General features: G+C 62.1%; 13 protein-coding genes. 1 reads left to right on the top strand and 12 read right to left on the bottom strand.

Annotated features, from left to right (window positions below; translation table 11 throughout):
• Nucleotides 1–32: 32 nt before the first annotated feature.
• The 12 genes from R4P64_RS06720 to R4P64_RS06665 form a co-directional block, all read right to left on the bottom strand.
• Entirely contained in the window at nt 33–674 is a 642-nt protein-coding gene (locus R4P64_RS06720) for a dTMP kinase (RefSeq protein WP_317819922.1), read from the bottom strand.
• A gap of 135 nt (nt 675–809) precedes the next feature.
• Complete coding sequence (gene ahcY, locus R4P64_RS06715) at nt 810–2288, bottom strand: adenosylhomocysteinase (protein WP_033231196.1); 1479 nt, start codon at nt 2286–2288, stop codon at nt 810–812.
• An 87-nt stretch (nt 2289–2375) separates the two neighbouring features.
• A complete protein-coding gene (locus R4P64_RS06710) occupies nt 2376–2996 on the bottom strand; it encodes a TetR/AcrR family transcriptional regulator (protein ID WP_033231197.1) in 621 nt (206 codons plus the stop codon).
• Nucleotides 2997–3030: 34 nt separating this feature from the next.
• Nucleotides 3031–3213: a rubredoxin gene (locus R4P64_RS06705; protein WP_033231503.1), complete on the bottom strand. Its 183-nt coding sequence runs from the start codon at nt 3211–3213 to the stop codon at nt 3031–3033.
• 3 nt (nt 3214–3216) lie between these two features.
• Nucleotides 3217–3396: a rubredoxin gene (locus R4P64_RS06700; RefSeq protein WP_317819918.1), complete on the bottom strand. Its 180-nt coding sequence runs from the start codon at nt 3394–3396 to the stop codon at nt 3217–3219.
• Complete coding sequence (locus R4P64_RS06695) at nt 3393–4616, bottom strand: alkane 1-monooxygenase (RefSeq protein ID WP_317819916.1); 1224 nt, start codon at nt 4614–4616, stop codon at nt 3393–3395. Before R4P64_RS06695 ends, R4P64_RS06700 begins: the two co-directional genes overlap by 4 nt.
• A 110-nt stretch (nt 4617–4726) precedes the next feature.
• Complete coding sequence (locus R4P64_RS06690; RefSeq protein WP_045070584.1) at nt 4727–6220, bottom strand: amino acid permease; 1494 nt, start codon at nt 6218–6220, stop codon at nt 4727–4729.
• Nucleotides 6221–6271: 51 nt separating this feature from the next.
• Complete coding sequence (locus R4P64_RS06685; RefSeq protein ID WP_033231200.1) at nt 6272–7198, bottom strand: cation diffusion facilitator family transporter; 927 nt, start codon at nt 7196–7198, stop codon at nt 6272–6274.
• 2 nt (nt 7199–7200) lie between these two features.
• Nucleotides 7201–8418, bottom strand: a complete 1218-nt coding sequence (manA, locus tag R4P64_RS06680; RefSeq protein WP_033231201.1) for a mannose-6-phosphate isomerase, class I — start codon at nt 8416–8418, stop codon at nt 7201–7203.
• Entirely contained in the window at nt 8418–9512 is a 1095-nt protein-coding gene (locus R4P64_RS06675) for a tobH protein (RefSeq protein ID WP_317819913.1), read from the bottom strand. Before R4P64_RS06675 ends, manA begins: the two co-directional genes overlap by 1 nt.
• Nucleotides 9513–9644: 132 nt before the next feature.
• Nucleotides 9645–11018 (bottom strand): phosphomannomutase/phosphoglucomutase, encoded by a 1374-nt coding sequence (locus R4P64_RS06670; RefSeq protein WP_033231203.1) that lies wholly within the window; start codon nt 11016–11018, stop codon nt 9645–9647.
• Between the two features lie 138 nt (nt 11019–11156).
• Nucleotides 11157–11555 carry a DUF3499 domain-containing protein gene (locus tag R4P64_RS06665; protein ID WP_033231204.1) on the bottom strand — a complete coding sequence of 133 codons (399 nt, stop codon included), beginning with the start codon at nt 11553–11555 and terminating at the stop codon, nt 11157–11159.
• Between the two features lie 80 nt (nt 11556–11635).
• Between R4P64_RS06665 and R4P64_RS06660 the strand changes: the two genes are divergently transcribed.
• A complete protein-coding gene (locus R4P64_RS06660; protein ID WP_033231205.1) occupies nt 11636–12124 on the top strand; it encodes a metallopeptidase family protein in 489 nt (162 codons plus the stop codon).
• The last annotated feature ends 163 nt before the right edge of the window (nt 12125–12287 follow it).

The raw sequence follows: 12287 nt of genomic DNA, 5'->3' as shown, positions 1-12287 counted from the left end.
AAACTTCCGAATCGGGTGGCTATCGTGACGCATCACCCGAAATCGACCAGTTTGCGGGCAAGGTCCGACGGGTCCGTATCGGGACCAATGACCCACCACGGTGATACCCACTCGGCTGCCGCGAGCTGTGCGTACAGCTCGCCAGTTCGGACCTGGAGGTCTCCGTCGCGCTCGTAGGCGTCACGCTCGCGCGTCGAATCTTCCACCTCACGACTGCGCGCACGCTCGTTTGCCAGTGCGATCGGCACGTCGAGGTACATCTGCAAATCAGGCGCCGGGAGGCCGAGGCGACCCAGTTCCAGATCACCAACCCACGCCACCATCTCGCCGTCGACGCCCTGATGCATCCGCGCCGCGTTGTACGCCGCATTGGACGCGACGTACCGATCGAGCAGAACAATGTCGTTGGTACTCAACAACTCTGCGACCTTCTCTGCCGCTCCCGCGCGGTCGAGCGCAAACAGCACCGCCATCGCGTTCACGGACTGCGCCAGGTCTCCGTGCGCTCCCTTGAGGGCTTCGGCCGCAAGATCGGCATGGATCGATTGTCCGTAGCGGGGGAAATCGAGCGTGGCGACGGTGGTCCCCGAGCGCCGAAGCTCGTCCACCACTTTGCCGATCAACGTCCGTTTGCCGGCTCCGTCGAGCCCTTCCAACGCCACGAGTATTCCCACGGCTGACAAGCCTATCCCGCAGCCTGACAAGCCGATCCCCCGGTCCGTCGAGCCAGACCGGGGGACGGCGTTGTTACTTCAGGCCGGCACTGTTACTTCAGACCGGCACGGCTACTTCAGACCGGCACTGCTACATCAGTAGCGGTAGTGCTCGGGCTTGTACGGGCCCTCGACGTCGACGCCGATGTACTCTGCCTGCTCCTTGGTGAGCTTGGTCAGCGTGCCACCGAGGGCCTCGACGTGAATCTTGGCGACCTTCTCGTCGAGATGCTTCGGGAGACGGTAAACCTCGTTGTCGTACTCCTCCGGCTTGGTCCACAGTTCGATCTGCGCGATGACCTGGTTGGAGAAGCTGTTGCTCATCACGAACGACGGGTGGCCCGTCGCGTTGCCGAGGTTGAGCAGACGACCTTCGGACAGCACGATGATCGAGTGACCGTCGGCGAAGGTGAACTCGTCGACCTGCGGCTTGATGTTGATCCGCGTGACATCACCGGACTTCTCGAGTCCGGCCATGTCGATCTCGTTGTCGAAGTGACCGATGTTACCCAGGATGGCCTGGTGCTTCATGGCCTTCATGTGCTCGAACGTGATGATGTCCTTGTTGCCGGTGGACGTGATCACGATGTCGGCCCATCCGATGGCCTGCTCGACGGTCTTGACCTCGAAGCCGTCCATCAATGCCTGGAGGGCGTTGATCGGGTCGACCTCGGTGACCGCGACGCGAGCGCCCTGGCCACGAAGCGCCTCGGCGCAACCCTTGCCGACGTCGCCGTAACCGCAGACGAGTGCAGCCTTGCCGCCGATCAGGACGTCGGTGCCGCGGTTGATGCCGTCGAGCAGCGAGTGACGTGTGCCGTACTTGTTGTCGAACTTGCTCTTGGTGACCGAGTCGTTGACGTTGATCGCGGGGAACGTGAGTTCACCGGCAGCGGCGACCTGGTACAGGCGCAGAACGCCCGTTGTGGTCTCTTCGGTGACGCCCTGGACGGATTCGGCGATTGCCGACCACTTGCCCTTGTCGGCCTCGAGGGACTGACGCAGGAGAGCCAGGAAGACCTTGTACTCGTCGGAATCCTGATCGTCGTCCGTCGGCGGAACAACGCCGGCCTTCTCGAACTGCGCGCCCTTGAGGACGAGCATGGTGGCGTCGCCACCATCGTCGAGAATCATGTTGGCAGGCTCACCCGGCCACGTCAGCATCTGCTCGGCTGCCCACCAGTACTCCTCGAGGGTTTCGCCCTTCCACGCGAACACCGGAACGCCCTTGGGCTCTTCCGGGGTGCCGTGGGGACCGACAACGATAGCGGCGGCTGCATGATCCTGGGTGGAGAAGATGTTGCACGAAGCCCAACGAACCTCGGCGCCGAGCGCGGTCAGCGTCTCGATCAGAACTGCAGTCTGAATGGTCATGTGGAGCGAACCGGAAACGCGAGCGCCCTTGAGCGGCAAGACCTCTGCGTATTCACGGCGCAGCGCCATGAGGCCCGGCATCTCGTGCTCGGCCAGTCGGATTTCCTTGCGACCGAATTCGGCGAGCGAAAGATCTGCAACTTTGAAGTCGACACCGTTACGGTTGTCGGCCACGGGCGTTGTTGAAACTGAGGTCGTCATCGTCCCTCTCCTGGTTGACGTGCATACTCCACTCCAGGCTATCCGCTCGACCCACGCAGTAGGACATCACCGTGATTGCGGCGAACCTCACACCGTGCCGCGCGCGCCTCGGGCAACATCGATGAACGGTCCGAGCAAGGCACCCAGATCCTCCGCCACCGACGCCCCGGACTCGGGCGGCATCGATATATAACTCAGGCCAAGCCTCGCAATTGCCCTGGCCAGGATGCCCGCATCAGCGGCCGACGCCTGAATCCACCCACGCTGAAAACTCTCCGACAACCGAGTTGATGCCCGATCGATGATCACGGCGCTGTCCGTCGTGATCAAACGCAACAAATCGGGCTTCGCCTCCCCCGTCAGGAGCGAACGCACCAACGGGTCCATCGCACTGGAGGCAAAGAACTCCCCGAACCCGGACATCAGGGCGTCGACGCTCCGACCCTCGTTTGCTGCAACGGCGTCGTCCACAGCGTCGACAAACCCGTCCGCGAGCCGCAGCGCGTACGCCTGCGCCAGACCCTGCCGCGAACCGAACTCGTTGTAGAGCGTCTGCCGACTGACACCCGCATGCTTGGCCAGAACGGTCAGACTCACCTCGGACCAGTCCCGCTCGGTCAGCAACTCCCGCATCGAATCGAGCACCGCACCGCGCAGCAGCAGACGGGACGCCTCTTTCTGAGGCAAGCGGGTGGGCGTCGACATCATGATGACGACATTACCGCCGCTCCCGCCGACCCACTCAGGCCCGCTCGATCTCCACCATGAAGAAATCACTCTTCGCTGCGCCGCAGTCCGGGCAACTCCAGTCGTCCGGAATGTCATCCCAGCGAGTACCTGGTTCGATACCGTCGTCTGGCCAGCCTTGCGCCTCGTCGTACTCGAATCCGCACTGCGCGCACTGATACAGCTTGTAGTCGTTCATGATTCACTCCCCTGCCTTTGCCGAAACAGTTTCGAAGTCCACCTTTTCCCGGACACCACAGTCTGGGCAGCACCAGTCGTCGTGGACTGCGTCCCATGGCGTGCCTGCCGGAAACCCTTCTCGCGGTGCGCCGTTCAGTTCGTCGTAGACGTAGTCACACACGGGGCATTTGTAGGCACTCATGCGCTCGCTCCGTACCGCGCGAGGATCTTCTCCCGCTTGCCCGGCTGGATATTGACCCGGGTAATATCGCCGCCATAGTGAGCAACGACCTTGGGGTCCATCACTTTTCGCCACAGCGGCGGCACGTAGGCCAGCATGATCATGCTGGCGTAACCACTCGGAAGATTGGGTGCGCCGTCCATGCTCCGGAGCGTTTGATAGCGACGGGTGGGGTTGGCGTGATGATCACTGTGCCGCTGCAGGTGGTACAGGAAAATGTTGGTGCAGATGTGGTCACTGTTCCAGCTGTGCTCCGGAGCGGCGCGCTCGTACCGGCCGCTGGCCAACTTCGTCCGCTTCAGTCCGTAGTGCTCGAGGTAGTTTACCGTCTCGAGCAGGCAGAATCCGAAGACGGCCTGCAATGCCAGGAATGGCAGAATCGACAGCCCGAACACGGCGGCGAGTACAGCGAACAGCACTACCGACATCAACCACGAATGCAGGACGTCGTTGCGAATTGTCCACGGCTTCTTACCCAATCGATCCAGCCGCGTCTTTTCGAGTTCCCACGACGATCGCAGGGATCCCCACACACTGCGCGGCAGGAAAGCCCAGAAGCTCTCACCGAATCGCGACGACGCGGGATCTTCCGGAGTTGCCACCCGGACGTGATGACCACGGTTGTGCTCGATATAGAAGTGACCGTAGAAGGACTGCGCCAGAGTGATCTTGGACAACCACCGCTCGAGATCGTCCTTCTTGTGGCCGAGTTCGTGTGCCGTGTTGATTCCGATGCCCGCAACACACCCGACGGTGATCGCCACACCGATCTTCGACACCAATCCGAGCCCGCCGTCGATACCGAGCCACGAGAGGTCGGTAGCCGACCACAAGTAGCAGGCCATGATGAGGCTGACCAGCTGGAACGGAATGTAGACGTACGTGCAGTAGCGGTAGTACTTGTCGTTCTCGAGCCTCTCCATAACCTCGTCGGGCGGGTTCTCACCGTCCGGCCCGAAGAAGATATCGAGGACCGGCAACACCAGGTACACGAGTAGCGGCCCGATCCACCACCAGATCGGCGACACGACGCCCAAACCAATGTTGTTGAACAGGGCCACCATTCCCACCGCGATGAAAATCGCGACCGGAGGAACCAAGCCGAGCAGCCAGAGATGCCGCTTCTTGTCTCGCCACTCCCCCGATATCTGATCGGATTCTGCGCTCACGTGTGTCGACACTGCGTGCCTCCTCCATCCGGAACGACTCACGGCTGTGAGTCACTTCACTATGAGGTAGACAATACTGCCAACATTGTAAAAAAACTATACAAATCCTTAAATTTGTACACTCAGTCGATTTCGCCGCGCTCGCGCTTTCCGATCAACGAATGCCGACGGCTGTACGCAAAGTAAATGACCACGCCGAGCGCCATCCAGACGACGAACCTGATCCAGGTCTCCACCGACAGATTGAACATCAGCCACACGCAGGCCAACACCGCCAGAATCGGCACCCAAGGCACGAGAGGAACCCGGAATCCGCGAGGCAGATCCGGACGCGTGCGGCGCAACACCACCACTCCGATCGAGACGAGAACAAAAGCGAACAGCGTTCCGATGTTCACCATTTCCTCGAGCGTGCCGATCGGGAAGAAGCCGGCCAGTACGGCAACCACCACACCGACGAGCACGGTGATCCGAACCGGAGTACCGTGCTTACCCGTCGGTGCCAACCGCCGCGGCATCAAACCGTCGCGGGCCATCGCAAAAAGCACACGAGTCTGCCCCAGCATCAACACCATCACCACGGTTGTGAGTCCGGCGAGGGCACCGAACGAGATCACATTCTTTGCCCACGTGATGTCGTGGAACGCGAATGCCGTTGCCAGATTGGATGTGTCACCCTCGAGCACTGTGTAATTCACCATTCCCGTGAGCACCAGCGTCACCGCCACGTACAGCACGGTGACGATGAGGAGTGAGCCGAGAATTCCCCGAGGCAGCGCCTTCTGCGGTTCCTTCGTTTCCTCCGCGGTGGTGGCAACGACGTCGAATCCGATGAACGCAAAGAACACCAGGCTCGCCGCTGCAAGGAGTCCGTACCATCCGAACGTGCTGCCGCCTGCGCCCGTGACGTAGGAGAACAACGACTGATGTATGCCCTCCCCGGTGCTGCCGGGCTGCGACGGCGGAATGTACGGCGTGTAGTTGTCGGTGTCGATGTAGAACATGCCGACGATGATCACGAGCAGCACCACGGCGACCTTGATCGACGTGATCACCAGCGACACTCGCGACGACAGTTTGGTTCCGGTCACCAGCAACACCGTGATGACCGCAATGATCAGCACCGCGCCCCAGTCGAACGAGACCGGACCCAACTCGACGATCGGACTTCGTGAACCCATCACCTCACCGAGGTACAGGGACCATCCCTTTGCGACGACGGACGACGCCAACGCAAATTCAAGGATGAGGTCCCAGCCGATGATCCAGGCGACAAACTCGCCGAACGTCGCGTACGAGAAGGTGTATGCGCTACCGGCGACGGGAACCGTCGACGCGAATTCGGCGTAACAGAGTGCCGCCAGGCCGCAGGCAACAGCGGCGATGACAAACGCCAGCGACACCGACGGCCCGGCGACATTGCCTGCCGTCCGAGCCGTGAGTGTGAAGATTCCTGCACCGATGACCACCGCAACACCGAATACGGTGAGATCCCAGGAGTTCAGATCTTTTCGGAGTTTGGTCTCGGGTTCGTCGGTGTCCTTGATGGACTGCTCTATCGACTTGGTTCGGAACAATTTGGAACGACCGGATCCGGCCTCGTCCTTGATCGCCACTGCCGCCTCCTTAGAGATGGCATCAGCCTAAGCCTGTGCGAGAGGCTTTGTTCAGGGTTTGCGAGTGACCAGTTTGTCCAGATCCGGTTCGATGTAGATCACGCGTGCCGCCGGAACAGCAGCACGCACGCGCGCTTCGGCCTCGTCGATTGCGGTCGCGACATCCGAGATGGTCGAACCGAGCGGAACGGCAACCTTCGCCGCAACAAGAATCTCCTCGGGACCGAGGTACTGGGTCTTGCAGTGGATGACTCGTTCGATGCGGGTTCCGTCGACCAACGCGGCCAGGATGAGATCGGTTTCGACGCTGGTCGCGCCTTCCCCGATCAACAGGGATTGCATTTCGACGATCAGGACGATCGCGATGATGCCGAGGAGCACGCCGATGCACAGGGTGCCGATGCCGTCGAAAACCGGATTGCCGGTCACCATCGTCAGGCCGACGCCGCCCAGTGCCAGCACCAGTCCGATCAGTGCGCCGGTGTCCTCGAGGAGGACAACCGGCAGTTCAGGACTGCGCGACGTACGGATGAACGACCACCACGACGCGTTTCCCTTCAGCGGACGAGATTCCTTCATCGCGGTGTAAAAACTGAACCCTTCCAGGCACATGGCGATGACCAGGATGACAACGGCTACAAACGCCGAGTTGAGTTCCTCCGGGTGCTGGATCTTGTGAATGCCCTCGTAGATCGCGAACAGTGAACCCAAAGTGAAGAGCACCAGCGCAACCACGAACGAGTAGAAGTACCGATTGCGCCCGTATCCGAACGGGTGCAGTTGGTCGGCTTCCTTCTCGGCCTTCTTCTGCCCGAGCAGCAGCAGTCCCTGATTGGACGTGTCGGCAACCGAGTGCACCGACTCGGCAAGCATCGACGACGACCCGGTGATCAGGAATCCCGCGAATTTGGCTACGGCAATTCCGGCATTAGCCCCCAATGCGGCCAGGATTGCTTTCTTTCCACCTTCTGCCGACACGGCTATCGGCCAACCGTGGCGCTGAAAACCTGTGCCTTTGTACTTCGGGGAGAGATTGTCGCGATGGGTTCGTCAGCGGAAATCCAGGCTGCGCGGCCACGATCGAGTTCCAGTTCGCCAGTCCCACAGCGCACCGTGACCGAACCCTCGGTGCAGATCAGGATGCGCGGATCCCCGGCCGGAACGACGCTGTCCGTCAGGTCTGCACCCAATTCGATACGCGTGAGCCGAAATTCCGGAGCGGGCGTCGGATAGACGATGTCCGCGCTGCCAGCGTGCGGCGACGGGTCGAGAATCGTGATGTCGGATCCGTTGAAGTCGAGAACCCGAAGCAACTCGGGCACATCGACGTATTTGGGGGTAAGCCCGCCGCGTAGAACATTGTCGGAGTTCGCCATGATCTCGACAGCCAGTCCGTGCAGATAGGCATGCAGGTTTCCGGCGGCCAGGAAGATTCCCTGACCTGGTTCGAGGGTGACCCGGTTCAACAGCAACGCAGCCAGCACTCCGGCGTCACCCGGATACGATTCGCCGAGTTCGAGCGCGGTGCGGATCTCCGCGGCAAATTCGGCGTCTCGCGACGACGCGTAACCGATGCATCCCGCGAGGACGGCCGGCAACAATGTTCCGAGCGCGGTGGACGGCAAGGTTATCCACGTTGTGAACAACGCCCGCAGGCCGTCCGAATCCGGTTGTCCTTCAAGGAGACCGATGTACGGCTCCAGTTCGGGCACCGCCAGTGCGCGCAGCATCTTGACAGTCCTCGTCGGTTCGCGGAATCCCGCCAGCGCTTCGAACGTGCTCAGGGCGACGACCAGTTCCGGCTTGTGGCTGCCGTCCTTGTAATTGCGGACGGGTGCGTCCATCGGAACACCGAGGGCGTTTTCCCGGCGGAAGCCCTCTTCTGCCTGGCGGGCGCTCGGATGCGCTTGCAATGACAGCGGTTCCTCTGCTGCCAACAGCTTGAGCAGGAACGGCAAGCGTTCACCGAAGGCCTCGATGTTCTGCTCACCCAGTTGCCGCGCCGGGTCCCGGCCGAGCACGTCGAGTAACGACTCACTGCCATCGTCGGTGACGACGCGCGCAGGATCGCCCGGATGCGCGCCCAGCCACAATTCCGCCTCAGGATGTGCGGACGGCACGGGAAGCCCACGAAGTTCGGCAATAGCCGTACGTGACCCCCAGGCGTAGGACCGCAGAGCGCCCTCGAGTTCGTGCACTAGCGCGGCCCACCCGTCAACTGCACGTATGCGGACGCCATGTCCACTCTCGATGCCAAGACAAACACCTGTTCCACTTCCGATACCCCCGTATTGGCGCTGTCCTCGTCTGCTGCGATCACCAGATCCGCATCGGCCAGCGCATCCATGCGTCGCACAACCTCGCCGCGTCCCGCTTCCATGGCAAAAACGAATGCCCGAACCGGGTCGATCGGCAACGGGCCGTCGAGCTCCGGATCGTGGAAGAACGGATCGTGAAAAACCGAATCGCGGGCCCCTGACGGCGGAGCGAAGAGGGCCCGTGCCGCTGCGATCACATCCGACAGTTCACCGGAGGCCGCGGAGCATCCCGATGCCAGAAGCGACGCGCTTGCATAGTCGGCAAGCGCAGTGGCGACCGCCCCGCTGCCGCACACGACCAGTCGGCGATCGCGCATTCTGGTAGCCAAGGATTTGGCGGGATTGTGAAACACCTCGTTGGACAACCCGTCGCTGATGGCTTCGGCGTCGACGGCGTCCGCGATCCGATCGAGGGACGACAGTCCGGCTTCACCCATGTCGCGGTTCTCGATCGCGGCAACCACGGCAACGAAGACCGCGAGAAAGCGAATCATCGTGTGGCGCGGAGCAGTGAACACACGCGGCGGCAGGGTCATCGTGCGCCCGGCAGCCGCTGCCCTCATCGGTCCCTCTTCGGGAACCGCGACAACAACTTCTGCGCCGCGGCGCACCGCCCCGTCGACGGACTCCACCAGGCGCGGATCCCCCGCGTCGTCTCCCGCAACCACCACGACGTCGAGGGGACCGACCCACGACGGCGTCCGGTCGAGCAGCACCAGCGGGCACGGCACAGCATTGCCGAGCAGGGCAACCGCGATCCGGGCGGCGTGTCTGGCACCGGCCGATCCCGCGATCAACACGATGCTTCGTGGGCGCAACCCGGCCAACCGATCGAGCGAGCCTTCCGCGACCGCCGAAGCCGTCGAACGAATCTGTGCGCCCCCCATGGCTACCGAACGCAGTAACCCCTCGGAATCGGCAGCTGACAATGCGTCACTGTCGTCGAGGTCGAGGAGCGGTGTCGGCGCTGTCATCTCACCGCACCCCCTTCTCCGTAACAACTTCTCTCGCAACCAACATCGACCGCAGCACCGCGTGCGCGGATAGTCCCCCAACTATCCCAGGCGGCCGACGCGCCGACAAACCAATCGGGCAGAAAAATGAACTCAGCCTCGAACGATCGCCAGAATCTCGCCGACCAACGCGTCGACGTCGGCCTGCGTCGGAGCTTCGACGTTGAGTCGGAGCAACGGTTCGGTGTTGGATGCCCGCAGGTTGAACCACGCATTACCGGACAAGTTGACCGTGACACCGTCGAGGCGGTCGACGGATTCTGTGCGGTCCGCGAAGGCGGCGAGGACCGCAGCCGTTCGATCGGCCGCATCGGCAACGGTCGAGTTGATCTCGCCGGAAGCGCTGTACCGGGTGTACTCGGCCATCAGTTCCGACAGCGGCCGGTCCTGCTCGCCGAGTGCGGCCAGCACGTGCAGAGCAGCCAGCATGCCGGAATCGGCACCCCAGAAATCGCGGAAGTAGTAGTGAGCGGAATGCTCGCCGCCGAAGACTGCGCCCGTTTCGGCCATCTGCTGCTTGATGAACGAATGGCCGACACGGGTGCGGATCGGAACGCCACCCAATTCGGTGACCAGTTCCGGCACGGCATGCGAGGTGATGAGGTTGTAGATGATCGACGCGCCGGGCTCTTTTGCCAACTCGCGCTGGGCAACCAGTGCCGTCACGGCGGACGGGGACACCGGGTCACCCTTTTCGTCGACCACGAAGCAACGGTCCGCGTCACCGTCGAAGGCAAGACCGACATCTGCGCCCGTCTCACGGACGTACGCCTGCAGATCGACCAGGTTGGCCGGATCGAGCGGGTTCGCTTCGTGATTGGGGAACGAGCCGTCCAATTCGAAGTACAGCGGCAACACGTCGAGCGGCATCGGGCCGAAGACGGCGGGCGCTGTGTGTCCGCCCATCCCGTTACCCGCGTCGACGGCAACCTTCATCGGACGCATCTCGGACAGGTCGACCAGCCCACGCAAGTAGCTTGCGTACTCGTCGAGCACATCGCGGCTGCTGACCGCGCCGGCCGGACCGTCGAACTCGGGAACTCCGGAGACGACCTCACCGGAGATGACAGCAAGACCGGTGTCCTGACCGACTGGCTTCGCACCCGCCCGGCACAACTTGATGCCGTTGTACTTCGCGGGGTTGTGGCTTGCCGTGAACATCGCACCGGGGCAGTTCAACAACCCGGAAGCAAAATAGAGCTCGTCGGTGGACGCCAGTCCGATGTGTACTACGTCGAGTCCCTGCGCGACGACACCCTCGGCGAACGCGGCCGACAGCGCGGGTGAGGACTCACGCATGTCATGCCCGATCACCACAGTCGATGCAGCGCCCTCCTCGTCCCGAACCAAGCGGGCAAACGACGCGCCGACATCGCGGACAAAATCTTCGTCGATCTGCTCACCCACCACGCCACGGACGTCGTACGCCTTGATGATTGCAGCAACCGACTCGGCTGTTCGCCCCACTGAATTCATTCTCCTTGTGTGCGCATCCCGTCGGATCTTTCGACCGGGACACTGGAAGTTCGCAAGACGCTGGAAGTTCTGAGCAAGCCTAATGCTTCACGCGTGACTACGGGATGTCAGGCAAAAGCGGCCGGAAGTTCAGGCCGACGGATCCGGCAGAACACGCAGGTGACCGCGACGACCGGTGCGAACCGCGGGAGGCGCGACGGAACGGGCGTCGTCGCCTGCGGACACGCCGGTGTCCTCACGTCCCTTGGCACGGTCGCCGAAACCTGCCTCACGGACAGCTTCGGCAAGAGCGGTCAAATCGTCTTCGTCCGGAGTGCTGGTCGAGAATCCACCCTCGTACCGGACCATTTCCCAGCCCTTCGGGACCGTGATACGCGACGCATGGTTGTCACACAGATCCCACGAGTGCGGTTCAGCGACGGTCGCGAGAGGACCGACTACCGCAGTGGAGTCCGAGTAGACATACGTCAACGTCGCGACGGCGGGGTTCTTGCACCCGGGGCGGCAGCAGCGACGCAGAGATCTCACAGGTACGGAGCCTAGCCCTCCCCGCGGCGGGAACCTACTCGGACACACCGACGGAGCGTCACTGTCGTAATCTCGACGCCATGTCACGCTCCCCCCGCAGACGGTCGATCACCACCCGTTCGATCGAACGGCACGGCCGCGGCCTGCGCGGACCTTTGTTGCCGCCGGAAGTTCCGGCACGGCGAACACGAGCGGAGAAATTCGATCTCCTCGTGATGGAGGCGTTTGCTCCGGTGGACCTGGCATGGCACGACCGGCTGAAGAAACTCGACATCGCCGTCGACGAGGTTCCGAAGATTTTTGCCCGTGATCCGGATTCGGTGAACTGGCCACCGGAAGTAGTCGCAGACGGACCTGTCCCACTCTCACGTTTGATCCCCGCCGGCATCGATCGCCACGGCAAGACGACACGTGCGCGAATTGTGTTGTTCCGTCGACCGCTGGAGCAGCGTGCCAAGAATCCGGACGAACTCACGGATCTGGTTCACGACGTGCTGGTGCATCAAGTCAGTACGTTCCTCGGCGTCGATCCATCAGTGATCGATCCGACGTTCCCTGAAGAAGACTAGGCACCCGAAGAGGACTAAGTACTCTGCAGGCTAGGGCCGAAAGCCCATGTCCCTTAGGCAAATATCTCTGAAAGTCTGTGCACGACCTGCAATTCCCCGTTGCAGGTCAAGACTTTTCGCAGACCGTCCCGTCAGCCCCGACGCTGACCGAACCGATTCAGCA

The organism is Rhodococcus sp. IEGM 1366 (assembly GCF_033142425.1).
Classification (GTDB): Bacteria; Actinomycetota; Actinomycetes; order Mycobacteriales; family Mycobacteriaceae; genus Rhodococcus_F; species Rhodococcus_F globerula.
This window is presented reverse-complemented; position numbering and strand designations above follow the sequence as displayed.

Excerpts from the sequence above, each read along its gene's own strand:
- ahcY (WP_033231196.1), bottom strand. The coding sequence starts at position 2,288 with ATGACGACCTCAGTTTCAACAACGCCCGTGGCCGACAACCGTAACGGT.
- R4P64_RS06710 (WP_033231197.1), bottom strand. The coding sequence starts at position 2,996 with ATGATGTCGACGCCCACCCGCTTGCCTCAGAAAGAGGCGTCCCGTCTG.
- R4P64_RS06705 (WP_033231503.1), bottom strand. The coding sequence starts at position 3,213 with ATGAACGACTACAAGCTGTATCAGTGCGCGCAGTGCGGATTCGAGTAC.
- R4P64_RS06700 (WP_317819918.1), bottom strand. The coding sequence starts at position 3,396 with ATGAGTGCCTACAAATGCCCCGTGTGTGACTACGTCTACGACGAACTG.
- R4P64_RS06675 (WP_317819913.1), bottom strand. The coding sequence starts at position 9,512 with ATGACAGCGCCGACACCGCTCCTCGACCTCGACGACAGTGACGCATTG.
- R4P64_RS06660 (WP_033231205.1), top strand. The coding sequence starts at position 11,636 with ATGTCACGCTCCCCCCGCAGACGGTCGATCACCACCCGTTCGATCGAA.